This window comes from Tessaracoccus zhenghani, assembly GCF_054552775.1.
Genome location: NZ_CM137275.1, coordinates 2,408,664 through 2,432,933 on the forward strand (window position 1 = coordinate 2,408,664; position 24,270 = coordinate 2,432,933).

Genomic DNA, 24,270 nt, shown 5'->3' on the forward strand with positions numbered 1-24,270 from the left:
GCATTTGTGGTCGGGCTGACCGCGTCTGGCCCATACCCGCCGCATGTAATCGAGCATGACGTGCTGGCGTTCGGCCTGCTGTCTGGTTCTTATCATGGCGACGCCATGAACTTCCCCGCGAGCTCGCCATTCACGCGAGCTACGGATGCCACCCCAGCGCCTATAAAGGAGGGCGAGGGTCCGTCGAGTCAGGCCCGGTTCCTGGTCGAGCTCGCGGCAATCGCTGTCAGCTCTCCCCTCGACCGGGCGCCCGTTTTGCGGAGCAGATTCGACACGTGGAACTTGACGGTGTTGTCGCTGATTCCCAGTTGATCCGCGATTGCACGATTGCGAGCTCCCGATGCCACCAGGCGGAGCACATCGCGCTCCCGCGGGCTGAAGTTCACCGAGTCCTCGAGCGGCTCTGCTTCTGCCGGAGGGTCGAGCGGGAGCCGGATGTCGAGGGATGTCCCCCAGCCTGTCGTCGACGACACCTCCAGGTCGCCGTCGAGAGTAGCGACACGTTCGGCGATGGGCCTGAGCGCGTCGTCGTGGGCGCTGATCTCGCCCTGACCGTCGTCGCGGATGCCGATGAGCAGGTTGAGGCCGTCGCAATCCCACTGGATGCGCACCCGTTTCGCCTCCTCCTGGTCGACAAGCGCGAGCACCGCGCTGCGAACGATCGCGCGAGCCGCATGAGCCACCTCCCCTGGCAGCGCCCGCCCACCGGTCGGCGGTTCGACGAACTGCACGTCCAGGCCGCCGAAGCGCGCGAGCGGACGAAGGTCGGTACGGAGCCGCGCGAATGCCCCGTCCACCGGCTCGAGCATGGTGCCCAGCTGCTGGTCGGTCGTGCTGCGCAGCTCGATCAGGGCAGCGGATGCCAGATCGAGCGCCGTCGCGCGGCTTGCGCGGTCCTCCAGTCGCGTCGAACGAAGGACCGCGAGAATCGACTCGAGCGTCACAGCATGCCGATCAGCCTGTTCGGCCATCGCCTGCGCGTGCTCGACCTGAAGCCTGCGAGAGACCGGACCGAGCTCGTTGTTGTTGCCCACCGCTTCAACCTACCCGGCCAACCTGTACCTACCGCAATGGGTAGGTCCACTCCACCGCCGGGCGGGCGCGTCGCTGCCGCAACCCGGCGACCATGGATATATGACTGCTGTGGACCCTGACGTATCGACACCCTCGCCACCCGGCGTGACGGCATCCCTCTCCCTCATCCTGGAGGAAGTCAGGGCGACGACCGACGCGGTGATGACACACCGAGCGGACGACCTCGACAACCTCGCCGAAACCCTCGCGAATGCCCGGCGGATCTTCGTGCTCGGGGCGGGCCGTTCCGGCATCGCCCTGCAGATGACTGCCATGCGCCTCATGCACCTCGGCCTGACCGTGCACGTCGTCGGCGACGTGACCACGCCGGCGATCGGCCCCGGCGACGTGCTGCTGACGGCAAGCGGCTCAGGAACGACGACATCGATCGTTCGTGGGGCGGATGCCGCGGTGAAGGCTGGCGCGAAGGTCGCCGTCATCACGACAGCCGCGGCGTCGCCGTTGGCTGCGCTCGCCACCGCCGTGGTGGTCGTGCCGGCCGCGGGAAAGCTGGACCGTTCCGGCACCGTTTCTGCGCAGTACGCGGGCGGTCTGTTCGAGCAGACCGTCATGCTGCTCGGCGACGCTCTGTTCCACAGCCTCTGGCTGCGTTCGGGGCAGAGCGCAGACGAGCTCTGGCCCCGGCACTCGAATCTTGAATGACACCACCTCCTCGTATACGCGGAGGCTCGCACCACAACCAGAAAGAAACACTATGAAGTTGCAGTTCGCCATGGACACCCTGACCACCGAAGCAGCGCTCGAGCTCGCCGCTGCCGCCGCGCCACATGTCGACATCCTCGAACTCGGCACGCCGCTGATCAAGAGCGCGGGCCTGTCGGCGATCACCGCCGTGAAGGCTGCGCACCCGGACAAGATCGTGTTTGCCGACCTCAAGACGATGGATGCCGGCGAGCTCGAGGCCGACATCGCGTTCACCGCGGGCGCTGACCTCGTCACCGTTCTCGGCGTCGCCGGAGACAGCACCATCGCCGGAGCGGTGAAGGCCGCGAAGAAGCACGGTAAAGGCATCGTCGTCGACCTGATCGGTGTTACCGACAAGCCCGCCCGTGCCCGCGAGGTCGTCGCCCTCGGCGCCGAGTTCGTCGAAATGCACGCCGGACTCGATGAGCAGGCGGAAGAAGGCTTCACCTTCGCCACTCTCCTGCGTGACGGAGAAGCTTCCGGTTCGCCGTTCTCGGTCGCCGGTGGTATCAATGCGAGCACCATCGCCTCCGTCCAGGCATCCGGCGCGCAGGTCGCCGTCGCTGGCGGAGCCATCTACGGCGCACCAGACGTCGGCGCCGCTGCCGCCGAATTGCGCGCCGCGATCGCCTAGCCCGAGTCGATGTCCGCATGGGGTCGCGGAACACCCGCGAACCCATGCGGCCTTCGATTGCACCCTGACTGACCACCGTGACCAGCCGCCCTACGCGTCTGTCTCGGTGACACGAGAGGATCAGACGGATACGCGGATGTCGTGGATGCTCTGGAGAGACAGCGCGTTCGATACCACCAGGGTGTCTCCCTCGCGCAGTCCTTCAGGCAGGCGGCTAGTTGGGGCCGGTCATCCTTGGCGCCGGAGGCGTGGTCCTCATAGATCCGCTCGGGGTCCACGCCGGCCGCGAGCATCGCGTCGCGTTGCAGATCCGTAGTCTGTGACCCATCGGCCTTCGAGACCCGCACTTACCCGACCAGCATTCCAACCGACCTCCATCACGTATACGGTCGTTTACGTGATGCGCCCGAGGAATAGCTGTCGGCGCACCTGTGACTTTTGCCAAATGGTGGCGGGAGTCTTTCGACTTCTTATGGCGGTGTCGAGGTCGATCGCTGTGTCATATGCCGAACCTCTACTGACGCGGCTGGCGAGTGTTGATGTTTGGTGATCGGCGTCGGGTTGGGTTCTTCTAAAGGAGACGCCCGTCCGTTCCTGAACGGGGTACCGGCGGCCCCGCTTGATAGCGGCCGGATCTGCCAAACGTCCGGCGCAGCGTTGATCCTGATTTCGCCGAGTCGATCTACCGCCGTCAGGCAAGGCTGACCGGGCCGTAGAGACTCGAAAAGGACGACGTCGTGATCGACGACCATCGGCGTGGATGACCAGAGCGACCAGGTCGTCGCGCGGGCGGGTCCTGCTCAATCTCGTGTAGGTGCGCGTAGAAACGTTCCCCAACCGTTATCGACATAACGCCCGTCGGAGGCGACAGGGCGGGACGGCGCCATCACAAACAAACGGCGGGTACCCGGCGAACCGTGGGCAGAATAGACTGGTTTCGCTCGTCGGTGTACAGTACAGGACAAGGTTCCCGACGGCGGCGTACTGCCGACCGGGTGCCATGCCGCCGCAAAGTCAAGAAGTCCGTTCATGGTGACCAAAGCTCTCCTCGTGCGTCTCGAAGCCCTGCCGGGCAAGGAGACCGAACTCGCAGACTTCCTCACCGGGGCGCGGTCGATCGTGATGGAAGAGCCAGGCACTGTCGCCTGGTTCGCGATCCGGTTTGGCCCCTCTACCTTTGGCGTGTTCGACGTGTTCCCCGACGACGAGGCCAGAGACGCCCACCTCGCCGGAGGTGTCGGCCAGGCGCTCGGACCCAACACCGGCGTGCTCTTCTCCGAACCGCAGATCGAGAAGATCGACCTTCTCGCCGACAAGCTCCCGGCGTAGCCGCCACCGCAACCGTGAGATCTCTCTGCCCATCCATTTCAGCTGACGAGAACAGCAAACATTTGGCGGAACCAACACGACCGTAAGCCACTGTTCTCGGCGACCGGATTCCGAATGCAGCGAGTCTCGAACCGATGCGGCGCACGGCGCACAGTCCTAGACTGAGCGCCGTGTCGACCCGTGAAGACACACCGACCCCTCGCGAGAGCGCGGTCCTCGCCGCGGTCGAGCGGCGACTGAGCAACCCCGAGATCGCCGCGGAGTTGTTCATCTCGGTGCGCACCGTCGAGAGCCATATCGCGAGCCTGAAACGCAAGCTCGGCGCCGGGAGCCGGTCCGACCTGATGGCGGCGGCCGGGCGAGCCGAAGCGGCGCCGATGCGCCTCTCGGGCTCGCACCCGTCGCCCGGTGAGGTGGAGCTCGCGGCCGAGGTCTGCGCGCGTCTCGACGGGCTGCCGCTCGCGATCGAACTCGCGGCGGCCGTCGCCCGCCACCTGTCGCTCGCCTCGCGCCTCGAGCGCGACTTCGCGACCCTCGATCGCGAGGTACCCGAGGGCCGGCACCGCACCCTCGAGACGGCGTTCGAGTGGACCTGGGACCTCCTCACCGACGAGGAGCGCGAGGTGCTCTGCCGGCTCGGCGCGCTGCCGCGCACGTTCGACGTCGACCTCGCTGCTGCAGTGACGCATCCGGGTGCCGAAGGGGTCGTGCTGCGCCTGCTCGACCACTCGTTGATCGTGCCCGCGGGCGGACACCCGAGGCGGTTCCGCCTGCTCGCCGTCACGCGCGAGTTCGTGCGCTCGCGCACCGAGCCGGAGGTCATCCATGAGGTGCTGCGACAGCACGCCGAGTTCCTCGACGAGAGCGTGCTCGTGTTCGTCGCGACGGCCCGCACCGACAGCAGCCTCGAGGCCATGCACAGGTCGGAGACACTGTGCCCAGAGGTCAACGCCGCCCTGCGCTGGGCGCTCGCGGCGCGGCATCCGGCTGCGGTCTCGCTCGCGAACTCGCTCTCGATCGGCGTCGAGCAGTTCGGATCGGACGCCGACAGCATCCGCACGCTCGCGATGGCGGCGTCGGTCGTCGTACACGACGATCGCCTCGAGGTCGTCGCCGACGTCGAGGGCCGCGGCGAGGTGCAACGCGTCGAGCGATCGCATCGACGGCGGAGTGGGGTGGGCATCTCTGGCCATGCTGTCTCCCAGTTCGATGGGCGGACCATCCAGTCCGATCTTCCATCTTACGTCGATTCGGTCTATCCTCAGATATACAAGCCTATACAGGTATAGACAGGAGACATGTATGTTGATTGGAATTGGCTGCGACCCGAACGCAACAACCCTCAAGGATGCCGTCGCTGATTACCTTCGCGAGCTCGGCCACGAGGTTCGCGATTTCGGCTCCGACGACCCCCTATATCCGAAGACGGCCATTGCGGTGGCGGAAAGCGTCGCGGCGAAGGAGGTCGAGCGTGGTGTCGTGATGTGCGGCACCGGCATCGGCGTCTCCATCTCGGCGAATAAGGTTCCCGGCGCATACTGCGCCCTGCTCACGGATGCGTACCAGGCCGAGCGTGCACAGCTAAGCAACGACGCCAACATGGTCGCTTTCGGAGCTCAGGTCACCGGCGTCGAGTCGGTCAAGCGACTCGTTCGGGAGTACCTGTCGGTGTCGTACGTGGAGAACGAGCGGAGTGCGCCGAAGCTCGCCGCTCTGTACGACTACGAAACCGAGAACACTCGCGTATGAATGCCATCCCGCTGCAGATCGAGGCGGAGCTCGCACGCCTCAACGTCCTGCGGATGGTGCGGGCAGGCGGTTCTGGCCACCTCGGCGGGGCGCTCTCGTGCATCGACATCGTGACCGCCTTGTATTTCGCGACCATGCGCGTCAACCCGCAAGCCGCGAAGGACCCGAATCGCGACCGGTTCCTGCTGTCCGCGGGCCACAAAGCAATGGCGCAGTACGCAGTTCTCGGGCGTCGCGGTTACTTCGAGGAGGCGCTGTTCGACACGTACGGCTCTGTCGGCAGCAAACTCGGCGGTCACCCCGACCTTCACAAGCTTCCGGGCATCGAAGCGAATACGGGTGCCCTGGGTCACGGGCTGTCGATTGCTGCAGGGATGGCACTGGGCCTCCGTGCCGCGAGCAACGGAGGACGGGTTTTCACCATCCTTGGGGACGGTGAGCTCCCCGAGGGGGCGAACTGGGAAGGGGCGTCGATTGCTGCGCACCACCGACTCGACAACCTCGTCGCTTTCGTCGATGTCAACGATCTGCAGATTTCCGGGCCGACCGCTGAAGTCATGAACATGGAGCCGATTGCCGACAAGTTCGCGGCGTTCGGGTGGAATACCGTCACCATCGACGGGAACGATATCGATGCCGTCCTCGACGCTGTCAGCGTTGCGGATGGCGAAAAGGGCCGGCCGACCGTTGTCGTTGCTCGCACGACGAAGGCGAAGGGCATCAGCTTCCTGGAGGGAACCCTTGCCTCGCACTACTGGAAGCCGACGGTCGAGGAGCTCGACCGAGCCGAACGTGAAGTGCACGCCCGCATCGACAACCTGCGCGAATGGAACGACCATGGCTGCTGAGACGCTTACTCTTATTGATCCGCGAAAGACCTTCGGGCAAGCAGTGACCGACCTCGCTGCGGACGATGACCGTGTCGTCGTCCTCTCCGCCGACAGCGGGCTGTCGTCGGGGTTCGGCTCATTCCGCGAGCGCTTCCCCGACCGCTACTATGAGTTCGGCATTCAGGAGCACGGAACGACGGGCGTCGCCGCAGGTCTCGCGTCGACCGGCAAGATCCCCGTCTTCGCGGCCATCGCAGCGTTTGTCACCAACCGGAACTACGAAGCATTCCGCAATGACATCGCGTACATGGGTCAGAACGTCAAGATCGTCGGTCGCAACGGAGGGATCACTTACTCCGACCTCGGGCCCACACACTACTCCCTCGAAGACTATGCAATCATCCGCATGCTTCCCGGTGTCGTCGTCCTCTCACCCCAGGACCCCGGAGAGATCCGGGAGGCAGCGAAGGCGATGATTGAGCACGACGGGCCCGTGTACATGCGCATCGGGGGCCCATCGATCCCCGATCTGTTCCCACAGGCACCGTTCACCATCGGGGAAGGGCGGATGATTCGGGAAGGGTCTCGCGCAACGGTCGTCACGACGGGGACCATCACCCCGGAGGTCGTGGTCGCGGTGCAACGGCTCGCGGACGACGGCATCGATGTGGACCTCATCGGGATGCCAACTGTCGAACCTGTTGACGCGGCGCTTATCCGCGCGTCCGCTCATCGCACCGGACGCGTCATCACCGTCGAGGAGCACTACACCCGCGGCGGTCTCTCCGCGGCCGTTGGCGAGGCTCTGGCATCCTCGGGAATTCCCGTGCACGCCATCGGGTTGCCGCATGAGCACATCGTCACCGGTACGTACTCAGGACTGCTTGCTCGATACGCGCTTGACGCCGCGGGACTGGACGAGCGCATTCGGCTGCTCGTCCGCTAGCTAGGCGGACCCGCTGTGGTGGACCCCGAGTCATCCACCACGGCGGGTTCACTCACGCTTGTAATCGAACTTCAGCCGCACCGTATCGCCGCGGAAGACGATGGTCGAGTACTCAAAGGCCGTCCCTGCCGGGTTCGTGATGACATCCGTCAACAGCAGTGCCGGGTCGCCCTTGCGCAGCTCCAGCAGCTTGGCGTCGGTTCCTTCGACGGCGATGACTTCCAGATCTTCGGAGACGCTCTTCATCGACAGATTGAATTTGTCTTCGAGAACCACGCACAGCTGCTCGTTGACGACATCCAGCTGATCCAGTCCCGGCGCGAGGCTCGCTGGCACGAAGGAGCGGTGGACGCTCAGAGGCTTCCCGTCTACCGTCCGCAGTCGTATGATGGCGATGACCTCGGCGCCCGCCGGCAGATTCAGGTGCTCACGCACTCTCGTCGGCGCGGGAACGCGCTCCGTAGAAATCAACGTCGTCGCGATGTCGTACCCGAGCACTTCGAGCTGCTCACGGATTCCTTTGTATGCAGGAGAGACCGCGTTGATCTTTTGCGGGGCGACGAACGTGCCCTTGCCGGCAACGCGGATGAGCAGACCATCACCCGCCAGTTTGTTGAGCACACCACGAATCGTCATGCGGCTCAGGCTGTACTCCCGGTTCAGCTCGTTCTCCGACGGGATGCGCTGCTCGGGTGCCCACTCACCACTGGCGATCTTCGCGTGAAAGATGTCCTCCAGCTGCTGATAGATCGGTGTCGCTGAGTCGCGCTCAATCACGTCCGTCATCTTTATGCCTCCAAAACTTTCCACATGATCTTACCTAGCCTCGATCGTTCATGGCGGAGTGAGCGACGCGTGCTGCAGATAGGCCGGAGTGCCTTCTGACTACGGGATACTTGGACATGTGACTGTTCAAAACCCCTGAAGCGGAAGGCGCTCCGTAGGTGAAGCGTACTTCGTGGTCCACCGGTATGTCCGTGACCGGCGATGGCGGCGCGGTGATCGCCCACGCCGGCAGCATCGGGCTGAGGATGCTGGCCGAGAACACCGGCCTGACCGGAGCCCTGTCGACGGCGATGGCCCGGCGTTCGTTCATCCCCTCGGTGCATGACCGTGGCCAGGTACTGACCGATGTCGCGGTGCTACTCGCCGACGGCGGCGAGGCGATCTCCGACATCGACGTCCTGCGCCACCAGAGGCAGATCTTGGGGCCGGTCGCGTCTGCTCCGACGGTGTGGCGTGCGTTGGATGAGGTCACCGACGCCAGGCGGAGGAAGATCGCCACGGCCCGGGCCCGGGTCCGGCGCCACCGCCGGAACCTGTTGATCCGCTGCGACGGTGCCGGCGCCTCTCACCAGTTGCTGGACTGGCTCCATGCGCAAGGCCAAGTCAGAGGCCGCAGCCTGGACTACAGCGTGGGGTTCACCATCGGGGAGAACGTGCGCCACGCCATCACCGAACTGCCCGTCGGGTCCTGGTCTCCGGCGCTGAAGGCCGATGGTCAGGTCCGAGAGGGCGGGGAAGTCGCTGAGATCACGGGACTGCTCAATCTCGATGGCTGGCCGACAGGGATGAGGGTGATCCTGCGCCGGGAACGCCCGCATCCGGGGGCTCAACTGTCGCTGTTCGAAGCCCACGACGGGTGGCGGTATCAAGCGTTCGCCACCAACACCACCAGCGGCACCCTGCAGTTCCTCCAGGCCCGGCATCGGGCCCATGCCCGGGTCGAGGACCGGATCCGACACGCGAAAGACTCCGGCCTGGGCAGGTTCCCGTCCCGTGAGTTCGGCATCAACCAGACCTGGCTGCAGTTGACGATGATCGCCGCCGATCTGGTCGCCTGGCTCAAGATGCTGGCCCTCGACGGTGACCTCGCGAAAGCCGAACCAAAGGCACTCAGGTATCGGCTGCTGCATGTCCCGGCCCGACTCGTCTATGGCGCTCGCCGGCGACGGTTGCGTCTACCCAAGACCTGGCCCTGGGTCGAGCAACTCGTGGCCGCGTTCGCCCGGATCGCCGCGATCCCACCACCTGCCTGACCCCACCAGCCCATCACTACCCGAGGAAACCTGGAGAACCGCAGCCCGGCAGCGTCAGCCGGCCAACAATCACGCCCTCACTTGGCCCCGTGTTCAGATCGGGCCCCGACAGCCCGGCTGGCAGCTCTCAAGCCGCCTCATGAAAGACGGAGGCTAGTCCGTCTTGTATAGAGTTGTATAGCCATGTACTCTGGACCAAAAGGACCGGAACGAAAGATGTTCTGGCCGGAGCTCGCTGAGGCAGAGCCTGACACAAGGAAGTGAGATCGGACTATGGCCGTATCAACTCGTCGTCTCACGACGGGAGCGCGGAAGCACGGATACGCGGTTCCCGCTGTGAACGTCTTCGACGAGATCAGCATGCGCGCGGTCATCGCCGCAGCCGAGGAGAAGGACTCGCCTCTGATTGTCCAGATCTCGACAAAGACTGTTCGCACCTCGGGGACCGCTTTCATCACGAGCCTTTTCCAGGCGCTCACGCGGCACACATCCGTGCCGGTCGCGCTCCACTTGGATCACTGCCCGGACCGTTCTGTCCTCTCTGACGTCATTGCCGCCGGGTGGTCATCGGTTCTCTTCGATGCTTCTGACCGTGATCTTGCTGACGCAGAGCGTGAGACGACGGAAGTCGTCAAGGAGGCTCACGCAGCGGGCGTCGACGTCGAATCCGAGATCGAGAACATCCTCGGGGTCGAAGACGGAGTCGGCAGCGACGAAGCCCACCACGCGTATACCGTCGACCAGCTCGCAGCCATCGCGGAGCGCACCGGTGCTGACCTGCTCGCCCCGCAGTTGGGCACGAGCCACGGCCTGTTCACGTCCAAGCCGACCCTTCTCCCTGAGCGCGCCCGCGAACTCGCGCACCTCACGGACAAGGGAATTGTTCTTCACGGGGGAACCGGCCTTGAGCCGGCCGACTTCCGCGCCTTCATCGACAATGGCGTCTCCAAGATCAACATCTCCACAGCCGTCAAGCACGCGTACATGCAGGCATCGGCGGAGCATCTCGATTGGGCGCGCGCCAACAACCATTGGGATCCGCCGAAGTTGGTGACTGCCATCGGTGATGCTGTCACCAGCGTCATCGGTGACCACATCGAATGGTTCGGCTCCGATGGCACGGCAGCCAAGGCGAAGGCCGCCAAGCCGTGACTCGCGCCTTGATCTTCGACTGCGACGGAGTGCTCGCAGACACCGAGCGCGACGGTCATCTGCCTGCGTTCAACGACACCTTCGCGCATTTCGATCTTCCCGTGCGTTGGTCCGAAGAGGACTATGCCGAGAAGGTGCGAATTGGCGGCGGTAAGGAGCGTCTCGCCTCGCTTCTCACCAGCGACTTCGTTGCATCGGCGAACCTGCCCACCGATGAGGCTGCGCAGATCGACCTCGTCAAGCAGTGGCATCGGTTCAAGACTGACCGCTACACGGCGAAGGTTCGAGCCGGCGAGATGCCGGGGCGGCCCGGAATCGCCCGAATCGTTAATGCCGCCCATGACGCAGGATGGCTGCTCGCCGTCGCATCCACGTCCGCCGAAGAATCGGTGCGCGCTGTGCTGGAACATGCGGTCGGCGTGGACGCGGCCTCCTGGTTCCGTGTCTACGCAGGAGATGTCGTCCCAGCGAAGAAGCCGGCACCGGACATCTACCTGCTCGCTCTGCGGGACTTGAGAATCGACGCAACGGACGCCGTCGTCGTCGAGGACAGTCAGAACGGGCTACGCGCCGCGGCTGCGGCAGGGATCGCCACCGTCGTGACGGTGTCCAGTTATACCGCCGATGAGGACTTCACCGAGGCGGCACTGGTCGTTGACAGCCTGGGCGACCAGCCGCAGACGCCAGCACACTTCCTTTCCAACCCGCGCGGCGTCGAGGAGACCGGCCAGGTCACTCTCGACACCCTCACCGCCCTCACCATCCGATAACCGAAGCCGAGGAACATCATGAGCAGCACCTTTAGCCAGGCGGGCGTCGCCCGCGTCGAGAGCGTCATCAAGCTCATCGCACAGACGTGCGTCGACAACGAGAAGTACTTCAGCGACCTGGACGCCGTCGCCGGCGACGGTGACTTCGGATACTCGCTCGCTCGCGGGTTCGAGAACGTCATCGCCGAGTGGGATGAGTACGACCGGTCGGTTCTCAGCACCTTCATTCAGAAGGTCGCGACAACGATGTCCGGCCGCATCGGCGGTACGTCCGGCCCGATCTGGGGCACCGCGTTCCTGCGCGCTGCGATCTCCGTGAAGGACAAGAACGACATCACCCAGGCCGATGTGGTCGCGATGCTCCGCTCAGCCATCGAGGGCATCATGAAGCGAGGTGGCGCATCCCTGGGAGACAAGACGCTGCTCGACGCTCTGGTCCCGCTCACCGACGCCATCGAGGCGGACCTCGGTAAGGGTCTGGACGGCAAGGCCGTGGCTCAGCACGCCGCTGAGGCCGCGCGCGCCGCCGCCGAAGAGACCGCGAAGCTCGAGGCACACCGCGGCCGAGCGTCCTACGTAGGTGAGCGCAGCATTGGCTCCCCTGACCCCGGCGCCATCGCGATAGCGGTGCTCAGCGAGCGCGTCGCCGAGGCCTGGTAACGACTTACCCTCCCTCCATTACCCATCCAACACAAAGAAGTGAGGACACAATGAAGAAGTTCATCAACGACCCGAAGGCGTTCGTCCCGGAGATGCTGAAGGGCCTGGCCCTGGCGAACCCCGACACGCTCACGTACGACCCGAAGTACAACCTCATCGTCCGCGCCGATGCGCCCAACAACGACAAGGTCTCTATCATCCAGGGCTCCGGCTCCGGCCACGAGCCCGCACACGTGATGATTGTCGGCAAGGGCATGCTGGACGCCGCCTGCCCCGGTGACGTGTTCGCCGCCCCGCCCACCGATTTCGTCGTCGAGGCCGCACGCCGCGTCAAGAGCGACAAGGGTGTGCTGCTGCTGGTGAACAACTACACCGGCGACAAGATGGCATTCGAAATGGCAGAAGAACTCGCTGCCGCAGAGGGCATCAAGGTGCGCACCCTCTTCATCGACGACGACGTCGCGGTGAAGGACTCGCTGTACACCATCGGTCGCCGCGGCGTCGCCGGCAACTTCTTCGTCATCAAGGCCGTCGGCGCTGCCGCTGAGGCCGGCAAGGACCTCGACGAGATCGTCCGGATCGGCGAGAAGGTCAACGCCGTCACCCGCACCATGGGCGTGGCGCTCACCGCCTGCACCCCGCCCGCCAAGGGCGAGCCGCTGTTCGAGATCGGCGACGACGAGATCGAAGTCGGCATCGGTATCCACGGTGAGCCCGGCCGTGCACGTCAGAAGTGGGTCCCGGCGAACGAGATCGTCGACCTGCTTCTGGAGCCCATCGTGAGCGACATCCCCTACAGCAGCGGCGATGACGTCGCGCTGATGGTGAACGGCCTCGGTGGCACCCCCATCAGCGAGCTGTACCTTCTGTACGGCATCGCACACGAGAAGCTCGCGGCCCAGGGAATCACCCCAACCCGTAGCTATGTCGGCGAGTACTGCACCTCGCTGGACATGGCGGGCGCGTCCATCACGCTTGTCAAGCTTGACGACGAGATTCGCGAACTTCTCGAGGCTCCCGCGGAGATCCCGATCCGCACCTTCTGAGGAGCCCCCCGCTGTTCGGCGTAGGTCACGCTGCGCCGCACAGTCCCGTACCGAGCGCGCCCGGGTAGACCGCGATTGACCTTCCACCTTCTACCCGGGCGCCGCCCCCTCGCACCACCATCTGTGACCACGCGCACCCGAGCGCGTGGTGTGACCTGCGCGGACGCAGACGTCCGCGGAAAGGTAACACCATGGACCTCGGATTGATCTTCCTCTCCGAAACGGTCGGAACGGCCCTGCTACTTCTGCTGGGTTGCGGAGTCGTCGCCAACGTCTCCCTCATCAAGAGCAAGGGTCTCGGATCAGGATTCCTCGCGGTCAGCATCGGTTGGGTCTCGCCGTCTTCGCTGGAGTCACGGCATCGTACTCCTCGGGCTCGCACCTCAACCCGGCCGTCAGCATCGCCCTGCTGATCCTCGGAAACATCACATTCGTGCAGTTCCTCGTCTACATTGCCGCTCAGCTCGTCGGTGCCATGCTCGGAGCGCTCCTGGTCTGGATCACATACCGGCGCCACTTCGACGAAGAGCCCGACCCCGCCACGAAGCTCGGCGTCTTCTCGACCGGTCCTGCCATCCGTGCCTACGGCTCCAACCTCGTCACGGAGGTCATCGGAACGTTCGTCCTCGTGTTCGGCATCCTCGCCTTCACCAATGGAGGCACCCCCGCGGAACTCGGCGCCCTGCCCGTCGCCTTCCTGGTCATCGGTATCGGTATCAGCCTCGGCGGCCCCACCGGTTACGCCATCAACCCCGCGCGCGACCTCGGGCCTCGCATCATTCCCGCCATCCTCCCCATCAAGGGCAAGGGCACCTCCGACTGGGCGTACTCCTGGGTGCCCGTGGCCGGCCCGCTCATCGGAGGCGCGCTCGCCGCCGCGCTCTCCATCGCACTGCTTCCCGTCGCCTGACGGGAACTTTCAACCCCTCGGCCGGCCCATGTCTGTCAGGCCTTCATCGGGGCCGGCCGAGGCTCCACCCCAGTCGTCGCTCACGCGACGCCTAACACCCGCAACAACTGACCTTCAATGAAGAGGAGACACCATGTCGAACCCCAAGATCCAGGACACCATCACCCTTGAGGACGCTCGCCGCGTCATCGATGCCGCCATCGCGCGCGCTGAGGAGATCGGACAGCCCCAGGACATCGCCGTCGTGGACGCCGGAGGCAACCTCAAGGCACACGTGCGGATGGATACTGCGAACATCGGCAGCATCCACATCGCCATCAACAAGGCGTACACGTCCATCGCTTTCCAGACCCAGACCAAGGACCTCACCGAGGCAACGCGCCCGACGGGCGACCTGTACGGACTCAACGACGCTCACGGTGGCCGTATCGTCGTGTTCCCCGGGGGCATTCCGCTGGTCCGCGACGGCGTCATCGTCGGAGCCATCGGAGTGTCCACCGGTAGCATCGAGGAAGACCAGACTGTGGCTGAGGCCGGAGCCGCCGCACTCTGACTTCGGACCGCACGAGCTGGCGCCGATCCCTGTTGAGCGGTGTCCGATCTCACGAGAACCTCAACTCCACCCAGCCGTCAGCACAAGACGGCCAGCAACGCTAGCTCGAAGTGAGGATATGTCGTCGAGCATTGGCAACGACCTGGGGCTTGACTGGGGCTTCATGGAGTCGGTGATCCAGGGACTCACGCTCGAAGAGGCGACGGTTCATCACCACCTTCAATCCCGCGAGGGCGAGGCGCGGTAGTGGCGGTCTTGCTGCGGCCCCTCGGAGGCCACAGCCGGGGTGCGGTTACGGGGCCCTAGAATGCTAACGAGCCTAGATGTTCACCCCGGATAGGTTGGGTACGCGCGCGGCTGGGGGATGTCCCTTGAGCGCGGTGTGGCCTCGGTGGTGATTGTAATGGTGCAGCCATTGGTCGAAGGCGGCGACTCGCTGGGTTTCGGAGGTGTAGGGCTGGGCATAGGCCCATTCCTCGAGCATGATGCGGTTGAACCGTTCGACTTTGCCGTTGGTTTGGGGTCGGTAGGGGCGGGTGCGTTTGTGTGTGATGTCGTCGCCGAGAGCCTTTTTGAAGGCGTTGGAGCGGTAGCAGGCGCCGTTGTCAGTCAAGACTCGTGTCACGGTGATCCCGGCGGCGTTGAAGAAGGCGTTGGCGCGTTGCCAGAACCCGGCGGTGGTTTCCTTCTTCTCGTCGGTCAGGATTTCGCTGTAGGCCAAGCGGGAGTGGTCGTCGACGGCGTTGTGGAGGTCACATGCCTCTCGGCCTCGGACTCCATTGAGACGTACAGGTTGTCGCCCTTTGACAGGAACTGGTGCAGCCGGAAGGCAAGGAGTGGCCGACCAGTGTCGAGGAGCAGCTCGGTGCGGGTGTCGACGGGGAGCTCGCCGAGCTTGGTGACGACGGGGCCTTCGTCGCCGTCGTAGACGTGCAGTTCGAACTCCTCGCCGCAGTCAATGAGCTCGTGGGTGGTGGAGGGGCCGTCGGCGGAGATGCGACGGATGGCGTAGCGGGTGATGGTCATGGTTGCTCCTGGCGGTTGTTGGTGGATCAGGGATTGCGGGGTCGGTTCTCTGGCGTGGTGAGTGTGAGGCGCTCCTCGAACTCTGGATTCCAGGAGTCGGTGAGGCGTTCGGACGTGAGCACGTGGTCAGCGGGCCAGCCGGCGCTGGCCCATGCTCGTGCGGCTTCGACGGTGCCGCCGTACTCCAGCCACACCGGCATGAGCCCCATCGGCCACGCCTTCGGCCACTCCTTCTCGGTGGCTGCCCGCTCCTGCTTCTCGGCGTGGGTGAGCAGCTTCCGAAGCTGGGCGAGATGGCCTTCGTGCCCGTCGTCTCCGCCCATGGCGTCCCAGTCCCGGATGAGCCAGTAGGCGCTCCAGAGATCGGCCTCCCGCTCGTGGTTGTCGGGCTCCTGCTCCACGAGCTCCTTCACCTTGCGCATCACGTGGCGCTCGCCCGGCTTCGTGCCCAGCAGGTTGCGGGCCCCGTCGATGAGGGTGGCATCACGTTCCTGCCTGGTGATGGCGGCACGCAGCTGCGTGGGTGTGGGGGTGTCATACGCAGCACTGACGGCATCGACCACGCCGTCGGGAATGTCGACGGCGGCGATGCGCTCCGGTTGGCCGGTGGCCTCGCGGATCACCGCCGCCGCCCGCTCTATCTCTTGGGCCCAGCGCTCCTGGCTGGTGGGGGCGCGCTGGTCGTCAGCTGGCGGCTCGACGTTGCCGAGCATCGCGGCGTGCACGTGATCCCAACGCAGCCAACCCCGCCAACCAGAGGGACAAGGCGAGCCCGATCCCAGCGGACCAGGCACGCAGGATTCGGCGATCGAACCGGTCGGCGAGCACGCCACGGGCAGAAAGCCGACGACGCCGCCCACCAACTGCACAGCCCCCACCGTGCCAGCGACGGTGGGTGAGCCGGTGACGATCAACGTCAGCATGGCGAAGCTGCCCAGGCCGAGCCCGAGTTGCTGGGCCGTATCGCCCGCCAGCCACAGGAGGTAGGTGCCTCGGGGGGCATGCCAGGGCCACGGACATCTCCACAGAGTTGGGCGAGCCGGTCAACTCGATCAGCTTCCATCTGCGCACCCTCGCGGATGTGGGGATCCTGGTCGAGGCGCCCGAACTGGCCCGCGATGCGCGGGAGCGGGTGTGGAAGCTGGGCCGGCCCGACATCAACGCAGACCTGGGCCTCCTCAAGGACGATGCGGCCTACCGCACGGCCACGGCCGCGTCGCTCGGCCTGATCCATTCAGAGGTGCAGCAGGCGATCATCGAGGCCATGGCCGACGGCTCGGAGGCGCTCGCCCACTCCGAGGCCACCTCCCTGCAACTGACCCGGCATCAGGCGCGGGCGCTGGCCGCGCGCCTCCACGGCATCGTGCAGGAGTTCGAGGAGGATCCGGAGGCGGCCTCCGCGGGGGTCGAGACGCAGGAGGATCCGTCCGAGCGATCCGCGGCCATCTACACGGGGCTGGTCGCGCTCGCGCCGCTGCGCCGTCGGCCCGACGCCCACCAGTAGGCAGCCCACGACTGGCGGAATCGCGCCACTGGTCCCGTCCACCAAAGAGCCGCCCACCAGCGGAAGAATTTGAACGAGCAAAATCGTTGTAGAACCGTGACCCAATCTGAACACTGTTCGGCAACGACTTGTGGCACGGTTAAATCGGCGTGATCGAACCGCGACCGATGTTGGGCTCGGGCCGATCATCCGAGGCCCCGATGCAGGGGCACGAGTACCGGATCACCTGAGGAGTGACTTGATTCACATGAAGAACATGAAGCGCACCATCGCGCTGGCAGCCGCTGCGACGCTTGCCGTCGGCAGCCTGGCCGCCTGCGGCAACGACGAGGGCAGCGGAGACGGCGAAGGCTCCGTGTACTTCCTCAACTGGAAGCCCGAATCCGAGGAGACCTTCGGCGAGATCGCCGAGAAGTACACCGAGGAGACCGGCGTCGAGGTCAAGGTCGTCACCGCCGCTTCCGGCACCTACGAGCAGACGCTCCAGGCCGAGATGACGAAGTCCGACGCCCCCACCCTGTTCCAGATCAACGGCCCCGTCGGCCTCGTGAGCTGGCAGAACTACGCCGCCGATCTCACCGAGACGGACTTCGCCAAGGACCTCAGCGATCCGGGGCTCGCGCTCAAGGGTGAGGACGGCAAGGTCTACGGCGTGCCGCTGGCCGTCGAGGGCTTCGGCATCATCTACAACGACGCGATCATGCGTGACTACTTCGCCGTGGACGGGGCCAAGGCCGCCTCCATGGACGAGATCAACAACTTCGCGAAGCTGAAGGAAGTCACCGACGACATGCAGGCCCGCAAGGCGGACCTCGGCCTCGACGGCGTGTTCGCCTCGACGTCGCTGGCCACCGGTGAGGCCTGGCGTTGGCAGACCCACCTGTTCAACACCCCGCTGTACTACGAGTACGAGGCCGACGGCATCACCGATGCCGAGGAGCTGAAGTTCTCGTTCAACGAGGAGTTCAAGAACATCTTCGACCTGTACCTGACCAACTCCACCGTCGAGCAGACCCTGGCCCCGTCGAAGACGGTCACGGACTCGATGGCCGAGTTCGCCACCGGCAAGGCCGCCATGGTCCAGAACGGCAACTGGGCGTGGAGCCAGATCAGCGAGGTCGAGGGCAACTCGGTTGCTGAGGAGGACATCAAGTTCCTCCCCATCTACGTCGGCCACGAGGGCGAGGAGAAGATGGGCATCAACGTTGGCACCGAGGCCTTCATGGCCGTCAACAAGGAGGCCAGCGAGGCTGACCAGCAGGCCACCATCGACTTCATCAACTGGCTGTTCACCGACGAGGACGGCATGAAGTACGTCACCGAGGACCTGGGTTTCATCGCCCCGTTCAAGACCTTCGGCGACAACACGCCCTCTGATCCCCTGGCCAAGGAGATCAACCGCTACATCACCAACGACGACCTGACGGCCGTGCCGTGGGTCTTCACCACCATGCCGTCGGCCAAGTTCAAGGACGACTTCGCGCAGATGCTCGCCCAGTACGCCTCCGGCAACCTGGAGTGGGACGCCGTGGTGTCGGGCGTCGTCGACAACTGGGCCACCGAGAAGGCCGCCGTCGGCGGCAACTGATCGCGCCCACCAGCGTGTGGGGCGGGCCGTTGATCGGCCCGCCCCATCGCCCCGTTCACCGGCAGTGACGCCGACGGGGACATAGGGAGTCATCACATGCAGAGATCACTGAAGAAGTACTTTCCGCTGTTCGTGTTGCCAACGTCGGCCGCATTCCTGATCGCGTTCCTGGCACCGTTCTTCATCGGCCTGTACCTGTCGTTCACCAAGTTCACCACCATCACCAACGCCGAATGGGTGGGGCTGCAGAACTACCAGCGGGCGCTGGACCCCAACGACGGGTTCCTCGGCTCGTTCTGGTTCACCATCCTGGTCGTCGTCGCGTCGGTGATCACGGTCAACCTGTTCGCCTTCACCATCGCGAAGCTGCTGACGCAGAAGCTGCGCGGCACCAACATCTTCCGCACCATCTACTTCATGCCCAACCTCATCGGCGGCATCGTGCTGGGCTACACCTGGCAGTCGATGATCAACGCGGTGCTGGCCAACTACGGCACCACGTTGGTGGCTGATTGGAAGTACGGCTACATCGGCCTGATCATCCTGGTGAACTGGCAGCAGGTGGGCTACATGATGGTCATCTACATCGCAGGCCTGCAGAACGTGCCGACCGAGCTCAACGAGGCCGCCGCCATCGACGGCGCGGGCAGGTGGCAGACCCTGCGCAACGTCACGATCCCGATGATCATGCCGACCATCACGATCTGCCTGTTCCTCACGTTGTCGAGCTCGTTCAAGATGTTCGACCAGAACCTCGCCCTGACCGACGGCGCGCCCATGGACCGCACCCAGATGGTGGCGCTCAACATCGTCAAGACGATGTTCTCCCAGATCGGTAGGCAGGGCGTCGGCCAGGCCAAGGCGGTCCTGTTCGTCATCGTCGTCGTGGCGATCGCGCTGATCCAGTTGCGCGCCACCCGGAGCAGGGAGGTCGAGGCGTGAGCGCTCCGTCCATTGCAGAAAACGCCGCGGCCGTCGGTGGCCCCGTCATCGCCGCCCCGCAGGAGAAGCGTCCAGGGCGCCCCGGCCGCACCGTCGGCCTGGCCGCCATCTACGTGCTGCTGGTGGCGCTGGTCGTGGTGTTCCTCGGCCCCATCGTGTTCATCGTCCTGAACTCCTTCAAACAGAAGTTCTCCATCAGCTCGGATCCGTTCGCGGTGCCGGTCGGCGACATGTGGGCGGGCTTCTCGAACTACATCACCGGCCTGACGAAGCAGAACTTCCTCGAGGCCATCGGCTGGTCGTTCTTCATCACCGTCGCCTCCGTCGGCGTCATCGTGTTCTTCTGCGCGATGATGGCCTACTACATCACCCGCATCAAGACGTGGTGGACGACGGCGCTGTACTACCTGCTGGTGTTCTCCATGGTCATCCCGTTCCAGATGGTGATGTTCCCGACGGTGAAGCTGGCCGACATGCTGAGCCTGTCCAATCCGTTGGGCATGGTGGTGCTGTACCTGGGCTTCGGCGCGGGCCTGTCGGTGTTCATCTTCTCCGGCTTCGTGAAGTCCATCCCGCTCGAGATCGAGGAGGCCGCCTACATCGACGGCTGCTCGCCCGTGCAGACCTACTTCCAGGTGGTCTTCCCCATCCTGAAGCCGGTCTCGATCACGGTGGCGATCCTCAACGCCATGTGGGTGTGGAACGACTACCTGCTGCCCTACCTGGTCATCGGCCTGTCGACGCGCTTCAAGACCATCCCCGTGGTGGTGCAGCAGTTCGTCGGCTCCAACGGCAACCGTGACATGGGCACCATGATGGCCATGCTGGTGCTGGCGGTGATCCCGATCGTGATCTTCTACCTGTTCGCGCAGAAGCACATCATCGAAGGCGTGGTTGCCGGCTCCGTCAAGGGATGATGTCTAGGAGATGAATCCTGACTCGAAGGTGATGCAGGCGTTGGCCCTCGCCGCGGACGTGGTGCTGGTCAACGTCCTGCTCATCCTCACCTCGCTGCCCGTGGTCACGGCCGGGGCGGCGCTGGCCGCGTCCCACGCCACGTTGCTCGAACTGATCAACGACGAGGGCTCAGGCGTGGTGCGCACGTACTTGCGCCACTTCCGAGCGAGCTGGAAGGCCGCCACCCTGGGCTGGTTCATCGTCCTGGGTGCCGGCCTTCTGCTCGCCTGGGAGTTCTGGGCGCTCGGCCGGATGGACGGCTGGGGCGCGCTGGCCGCCCAGACCGGCGTGATCGTCGGGGTCCTCCTGCTGGCGATCTGGGCGGTGTGGTTCTTCCCGCTGGCCGGCAAGGCCCTGCCCTTCCGACGAGCAGGCAAGCTCGCCGCGCTGCTCGGTGTGGGCCACCTGCCGCGCACGGCACTGGCGCTGGTCTTCCTCACCATCCCCGCCCTGCTGCTCTACCTCGACCCGTCGATCTGGACCATCTGGCTGGCCGCGATGGCCATCCTCGGCTTCGCCCTGCCGCTGTACCTGGTGATCCTCGTGATCCGCGGTCCCCTCTCTCGCGTCGCCTGAGCCGACAGCCCACAGCTCGGAGGGTGCTGAATTGTGGCCGTTTCCTGAGCACTGGCGCCCAGTTCACCCAGCGACTTCCTTCCAGCCTTCGACGACTGGCCGCGAGCAGAGGAGGCCTCCCTCGCTCTGGCAATGCTTGCCAATCCGCGGCGGGATGGGAAACCGGGCTGGGCAAGCCAAGCGCAGGTCGACCTGGGACTTCCCATGGCACGTGTCAGCTCATCACTCACACTCCTCGAAGAGGGCCACCTGGGTGCCGACCTGGAGGCCAGAGTCCGAGCGTTGAAAAGCCTGGCGCTCGACTTGGGCATCGACTTCCAATCGCGGCGACGCATCCTGACAGGACTCCGCCGACCGCCACGCCTCGACGTGGGAACCATGGGGCGTCCCATAGCCCTCGGCTGGCTATGGGTCTACCTCACCTGGGGACGCATTGTTCCTACTGGGCCCGGCTGGATCAACATCGATCACGTGATGCCCACCCTGGCGGTCAAGGACGCCCACGCGTCCATGAGCTTGGAACAGCGCATCCGGCTCGCCGAGCAGGCAGACCAAATGTGGGCCTACATCTCAGCTGCCGATGAGGACACACCCACCAGCTACACCTGCGACGCGAGGCTGAGGAATGCCTACGGTGGCTAAGCTCCCACCAGATTGGACCTTGCCCGTGGCTCCAACTCCCGTCCCCGGCGAATCATGGAGGTCCTTCCTCCGGCGCTCAGCCACGCTCAACGACACCACCGCTGGCAAGCTCGTTGAGGCCTGTGGGATCACTGCCGACGACGTCGCCAACCAAGCACAGCGCCGTGCGGCAGCCCAGCTTGTAGGACTCGATGAGCTGCAGGTTCGAGCCATGACTCTCACCAGTTGGGCCGGGATCGCCTTCAGCGAGGAGCCCCGCCCCACGCCAAACCGACAGGGACCCGCGTGGACTTGGCTCGCCCCAACCTTCGGGTGCGCAGCCTGTGCAACTCATGGGGTCGAACTACTCGAGTGGCGCCTGCCATGGATCACCGCCTGCTCCGTCCACAACACCCTTCTCGGCTCTGGGATAGAGCCCAGTCTGGCTACGAGAGAGGTTCTGCAGCTCGATGCCCAACATCGGAGTGTGCTTCGCTCGAGAATCGCCAGCGAGCACTTCGCCATTTGGCGAGATGCGGTGCGCCTCGCCGTCGGCCTCCGCCGCTGTCCCCCTACCCGAAGCAGTGCAGCGGCTTCCGAGCGTGCGATGCTCCTGTCGGTCGCCGCTCCCTTGGCCAGTGCCAAGTCGGCTGAAGCGCGAGAGAGCCTGCTGTCCGCGTGGTGTGCCGAGGCCGGTGTACGAATTGTCTGGGATGGTCTGCGGCGTCAACTGGGGAGTCGAGCCCTGCTCAACTCTGTCGATGGCTTGGCAGCTCGAGCTTGGTTCAAGCGGCGGGAACCCGCGGGAGTGGGTTGTTGATCGGAGAGGAAGGCTCGTACTCCTGGCCTCGGATCCACGCGCTGCCAGCGGTCAGGCCCGTTTAGCGGTCCACTGCTGCCCATCGGCGACACTCGCGCACTACGGGGCATCCCTCGCAGAACAGGAGAGCGGGCGCTGAGGCCCTAGCAGCACTTTCGGCGCTCGGCCTTGGTGAACAGCCGTTCCGCTTCAGACCAGCCTGTTTCTGGTTTGGCGCAGTTCCCGTGTATGACAAGAACAGCGGCCAGGTGGGTGGCGATCTTCAGCCTGATGTTCCGACCGGTCTGATCGGCGCGCCACTTCTCTCGGTTGGCTCGGAGTCGTCGGCGGGGACTCATCGTGTGTCCTGGGGCATCTCTGACTCCATGCCGAGAGCTTCTCCGGAGAGCGCGATTGAGCGTGAATGACACTCCTACTTTGAACCTATCTTAGATAGAAGCCCATTTATCCAATCTAGGCTGCGGCTCGACAGCGGGCGCCGGCCGGGCCAGCAGCTGGTGGCCGAATTACATGGGGGTAACTTATCGACAGCTGGGGACAACCTTGTGGATAAGTCTGTGTAGAGGATGTGGACGACCGCTCGAATAAGTGGATAGTCGGGCCCGGCGAGACTGCATCCGCTGGCAACAAAGGTCCGTTGGAGGTGACCGCATCCAGGCGACTCTTGTTTTCGAGTCGCTCTGATGGTCTCCGCTATGCACCGGTAGGTCGTCTCGCGCGCGAGCAGCACGGCGGGGCCGGTGCACCAAAGTTGCCCACTACAGGTTCCGTCCCATGCAGCATCCCAGTTCGGGTACGGGGCATGATTACCCCATGAAGCGCATCGGGTTCCTCTCCTTCGGCCACTGGACACCGCACCCGCAGTCAGCCGCGCAGTCGGCCTCCGACGTGCTGCTCCAGTCCATCGACCTCGCTGTCACCGTCGAGGAACTGGGCGCCGACGGCGCCTACTTCCGGGTGCACCACTTCGCCAGGCAGCTGTCCTCGCCGTTCCCCATGCTCGCCGCGATCGGCGCGAAGACCAGCCGCATCGAGATCGGCACCGGCGTCATCGACATGCGCTACGAGAACCCCCTCTACATGGCGGAAGATGCGGGGGCCGCAGACCTCATCTCAGGCGGCAGGCTCCAGCTCGGCATCAGCCGCGGATCGCCGGAGCAGGTGCTCGACGGCTACCGCCTCTTCGACCACGTCCCCCGCGAGGGTGAAACCGACGCCGACATGGCCCGCCGGCACACCACGCGCCTCCTGGAGGTCCTCTCCGGCGAGGGCTTCGCCGAGCCCAACCCACGCCCCATGTTCGCCAACCCGCCCGGGCTGCTGCGGATCGAGCCGCACTCGGAAGGGCTCCGTGAGCGCATCTGGTGGGGCGCCGGCTCCCGCGCCACCGCCGAGTGGGCGGCGGAACTCGGCATGAACCTGATGAGTTCGACGCTGGTGACCGAAGCCACCGGCCAGCCATTCGACGAACTCCAGGCCGAGCAGATCCAGGTCTTCCGCGACGCGTGGGCCGAGGCCGGCCACCAGCGCGAGGGGCGCGTTTCGGTCAGCCGCAGCATCTTCCCGCTGGTCACCCAGGAGGACCAGAACTACTTCGCGCTCGAACGGCGCAGCCGAGACCAGATCGGGATGATCGACGGTGGCCGCGCCACCTTCGGCAAGACCTACGCGGCCGAACCCGAGGTGCTGGTGGAGCAGTTGGCGCAGGACGCCGCGATCGCCGCGGCCGACACCGTCCTGCTGGCCGTGCCCAACCAGTTGGGCGTCGACTACTGCGCCCATGTCGTCGGGTCGGTGCTGGACGTGGCCCGGGAGCTGGGCTGGCGCTGAGCATGGGCA

27 protein-coding genes and 2 pseudogenes are annotated in these 24,270 nt (G+C 65.1%); 23 read left to right on the forward strand and 6 right to left on the reverse strand.

Features of this window, described 5'->3' with window-relative positions; genetic code table 11:
- Positions 1-188 precede the first annotated feature (188 nt).
- On the reverse strand, positions 189-1,034 hold the full coding sequence (locus ACX1DX_RS11400; RefSeq protein WP_459396699.1) for a helix-turn-helix transcriptional regulator: 846 nt from the start codon (positions 1,032-1,034) through the stop codon (positions 189-191).
- 145 nt (positions 1,035-1,179) lie between these two features.
- Between ACX1DX_RS11400 and hxlB the strand changes: the two genes are divergently transcribed.
- Both hxlB and hxlA read left to right on the forward strand, forming a co-directional pair.
- Positions 1,180-1,737: a 6-phospho-3-hexuloisomerase gene (hxlB, locus tag ACX1DX_RS11405; RefSeq protein WP_459396700.1), complete on the forward strand. Its 558-nt coding sequence runs from the start codon at positions 1,180-1,182 to the stop codon at positions 1,735-1,737.
- 52 nt (positions 1,738-1,789) lie between these two features.
- Positions 1,790-2,413 (forward strand): 3-hexulose-6-phosphate synthase, encoded by a 624-nt coding sequence (gene hxlA / locus ACX1DX_RS11410; RefSeq protein ID WP_459396701.1) that lies wholly within the window; start codon positions 1,790-1,792, stop codon positions 2,411-2,413.
- Here hxlA and ACX1DX_RS11415 read toward each other — a convergent pair.
- Positions 2,410-2,760 (reverse strand): recombinase family protein, encoded by a 351-nt coding sequence (locus tag ACX1DX_RS11415; RefSeq protein WP_459396702.1) that lies wholly within the window; start codon positions 2,758-2,760, stop codon positions 2,410-2,412. The genes hxlA and ACX1DX_RS11415 overlap by 4 nt on opposite strands.
- 682 nt (positions 2,761-3,442) lie before the next feature.
- Between ACX1DX_RS11415 and ACX1DX_RS11420 the strand changes: the two genes are divergently transcribed.
- The 5 genes from ACX1DX_RS11420 (at position 3,443) to ACX1DX_RS11440 (ending at position 7,267) form a co-directional block, all read left to right on the forward strand.
- Positions 3,443-3,742, forward strand: coding sequence for a putative quinol monooxygenase (locus tag ACX1DX_RS11420; protein WP_115932646.1), 300 nt, complete (start codon positions 3,443-3,445; stop codon positions 3,740-3,742).
- Between the two features lie 170 nt (positions 3,743-3,912).
- Positions 3,913-5,031, forward strand: coding sequence for a helix-turn-helix domain-containing protein (locus ACX1DX_RS11425; RefSeq protein WP_459396703.1), 1,119 nt, complete (start codon positions 3,913-3,915; stop codon positions 5,029-5,031).
- Positions 5,032-5,044: 13 nt separating this feature from the next.
- The gene (locus ACX1DX_RS11430; protein ID WP_345582446.1) at positions 5,045-5,491 is read left to right on the forward strand and encodes an RpiB/LacA/LacB family sugar-phosphate isomerase; all 447 of its coding nucleotides are present in this window, start codon (positions 5,045-5,047) and stop codon (positions 5,489-5,491) included.
- The gene (locus ACX1DX_RS11435; protein ID WP_042540841.1) at positions 5,488-6,339 is read left to right on the forward strand and encodes a transketolase; all 852 of its coding nucleotides are present in this window, start codon (positions 5,488-5,490) and stop codon (positions 6,337-6,339) included. Before ACX1DX_RS11430 ends, ACX1DX_RS11435 begins: the two co-directional genes overlap by 4 nt.
- A complete protein-coding gene (locus tag ACX1DX_RS11440; RefSeq protein ID WP_042540843.1) occupies positions 6,329-7,267 on the forward strand; it encodes a transketolase family protein in 939 nt (312 codons plus the stop codon). Before ACX1DX_RS11435 ends, ACX1DX_RS11440 begins: the two co-directional genes overlap by 11 nt.
- A 48-nt stretch (positions 7,268-7,315) precedes the next feature.
- On the opposite strand, the gene ACX1DX_RS11445 is transcribed toward ACX1DX_RS11440, so the two are convergent.
- Positions 7,316-8,044 (reverse strand): GntR family transcriptional regulator, encoded by a 729-nt coding sequence (locus tag ACX1DX_RS11445; RefSeq protein ID WP_292679905.1) that lies wholly within the window; start codon positions 8,042-8,044, stop codon positions 7,316-7,318.
- A 167-nt stretch (positions 8,045-8,211) separates the two neighbouring features.
- On the opposite strand from ACX1DX_RS11445, the gene ACX1DX_RS11450 reads away from it, so the two are divergent.
- The 8 genes and pseudogenes from ACX1DX_RS11450 to ACX1DX_RS11485 all read left to right on the forward strand — a co-directional run bounded on the left by ACX1DX_RS11450 (position 8,212) and on the right by ACX1DX_RS11485 (position 14,644).
- Complete coding sequence (locus ACX1DX_RS11450; protein ID WP_459396704.1) at positions 8,212-9,306, forward strand: transposase; 1,095 nt, start codon at positions 8,212-8,214, stop codon at positions 9,304-9,306.
- A gap of 273 nt (positions 9,307-9,579) precedes the next feature.
- Complete coding sequence (locus ACX1DX_RS11455) at positions 9,580-10,458, forward strand: class II fructose-bisphosphate aldolase (protein WP_042540849.1); 879 nt, start codon at positions 9,580-9,582, stop codon at positions 10,456-10,458.
- Positions 10,407-11,228, forward strand: a complete 822-nt coding sequence (locus tag ACX1DX_RS11460) for an HAD-IA family hydrolase (protein WP_459396705.1) — start codon at positions 10,407-10,409, stop codon at positions 11,226-11,228. Before ACX1DX_RS11455 ends, ACX1DX_RS11460 begins: the two co-directional genes overlap by 52 nt.
- Positions 11,229-11,246: 18 nt before the next feature.
- The gene (gene dhaL / locus ACX1DX_RS11465; protein ID WP_459396706.1) at positions 11,247-11,888 is read left to right on the forward strand and encodes a dihydroxyacetone kinase subunit DhaL; all 642 of its coding nucleotides are present in this window, start codon (positions 11,247-11,249) and stop codon (positions 11,886-11,888) included.
- Between the two features lie 50 nt (positions 11,889-11,938).
- Complete coding sequence (gene dhaK, locus ACX1DX_RS11470; protein WP_068751136.1) at positions 11,939-12,934, forward strand: dihydroxyacetone kinase subunit DhaK; 996 nt, start codon at positions 11,939-11,941, stop codon at positions 12,932-12,934.
- Between the two features lie 191 nt (positions 12,935-13,125).
- A pseudogene (locus ACX1DX_RS11475) lies at positions 13,126-13,844 on the forward strand (MIP/aquaporin family protein).
- 133 nt (positions 13,845-13,977) lie between these two features.
- Positions 13,978-14,397, forward strand: coding sequence for a GlcG/HbpS family heme-binding protein (locus ACX1DX_RS11480; protein ID WP_042540859.1), 420 nt, complete (start codon positions 13,978-13,980; stop codon positions 14,395-14,397).
- A 118-nt stretch (positions 14,398-14,515) separates the two neighbouring features.
- Positions 14,516-14,644 carry a hypothetical protein gene (locus ACX1DX_RS11485; protein WP_459396707.1) on the forward strand — a complete coding sequence of 43 codons (129 nt, stop codon included), beginning with the start codon at positions 14,516-14,518 and terminating at the stop codon, positions 14,642-14,644.
- Between the two features lie 72 nt (positions 14,645-14,716).
- Here ACX1DX_RS11485 and ACX1DX_RS11490 read toward each other — a convergent pair.
- From ACX1DX_RS11490 to ACX1DX_RS11500, 3 genes and pseudogenes are all read right to left on the reverse strand, one after another.
- Positions 14,717-15,148 (reverse strand): annotated as a pseudogene (locus ACX1DX_RS11490) (integrase core domain-containing protein); the annotation flags it as partial.
- Positions 15,097-15,423: a hypothetical protein gene (locus ACX1DX_RS11495; RefSeq protein ID WP_459396708.1), complete on the reverse strand. Its 327-nt coding sequence runs from the start codon at positions 15,421-15,423 to the stop codon at positions 15,097-15,099. The pseudogene ACX1DX_RS11490 and the gene ACX1DX_RS11495, both read right to left, overlap by 52 nt.
- Before the next feature lie 26 nt (positions 15,424-15,449).
- The gene (locus ACX1DX_RS11500) at positions 15,450-16,346 is read right to left on the reverse strand and encodes a hypothetical protein (RefSeq protein WP_459396709.1); all 897 of its coding nucleotides are present in this window, start codon (positions 16,344-16,346) and stop codon (positions 15,450-15,452) included.
- A gap of 158 nt (positions 16,347-16,504) precedes the next feature.
- Here ACX1DX_RS11500 and ACX1DX_RS11505 point away from each other — a divergent pair, with 158 nt between their 5' ends.
- The 8 genes from ACX1DX_RS11505 (at position 16,505) to ACX1DX_RS11540 (ending at position 24,261) form a co-directional block, all read left to right on the forward strand.
- A complete protein-coding gene (locus ACX1DX_RS11505; protein ID WP_459396710.1) occupies positions 16,505-16,927 on the forward strand; it encodes a hypothetical protein in 423 nt (140 codons plus the stop codon).
- 256 nt (positions 16,928-17,183) lie between these two features.
- Entirely contained in the window at positions 17,184-18,515 is a 1,332-nt protein-coding gene (locus ACX1DX_RS11510; protein ID WP_459396711.1) for an ABC transporter substrate-binding protein, read from the forward strand.
- Positions 18,516-18,611: 96 nt separating this feature from the next.
- Positions 18,612-19,457, forward strand: coding sequence for a carbohydrate ABC transporter permease (locus ACX1DX_RS11515; protein ID WP_459396712.1), 846 nt, complete (start codon positions 18,612-18,614; stop codon positions 19,455-19,457).
- Positions 19,454-20,374: a carbohydrate ABC transporter permease gene (locus tag ACX1DX_RS11520; RefSeq protein WP_459396713.1), complete on the forward strand. Its 921-nt coding sequence runs from the start codon at positions 19,454-19,456 to the stop codon at positions 20,372-20,374. Before ACX1DX_RS11515 ends, ACX1DX_RS11520 begins: the two co-directional genes overlap by 4 nt.
- 10 nt (positions 20,375-20,384) lie before the next feature.
- Positions 20,385-20,990, forward strand: a complete 606-nt coding sequence (locus tag ACX1DX_RS11525) for a MusI family membrane protein (RefSeq protein ID WP_459396714.1) — start codon at positions 20,385-20,387, stop codon at positions 20,988-20,990.
- A gap of 204 nt (positions 20,991-21,194) precedes the next feature.
- A complete protein-coding gene (locus ACX1DX_RS11530) occupies positions 21,195-21,632 on the forward strand; it encodes a hypothetical protein (protein WP_459396715.1) in 438 nt (145 codons plus the stop codon).
- Positions 21,616-22,431 carry a TniQ family protein gene (locus tag ACX1DX_RS11535; RefSeq protein WP_459396716.1) on the forward strand — a complete coding sequence of 272 codons (816 nt, stop codon included), beginning with the start codon at positions 21,616-21,618 and terminating at the stop codon, positions 22,429-22,431. Before ACX1DX_RS11530 ends, ACX1DX_RS11535 begins: the two co-directional genes overlap by 17 nt.
- Positions 22,432-23,244: 813 nt before the next feature.
- Positions 23,245-24,261 (forward strand): LLM class flavin-dependent oxidoreductase, encoded by a 1,017-nt coding sequence (locus ACX1DX_RS11540; RefSeq protein ID WP_459396717.1) that lies wholly within the window; start codon positions 23,245-23,247, stop codon positions 24,259-24,261.
- Positions 24,262-24,270 lie beyond the last annotated feature (9 nt).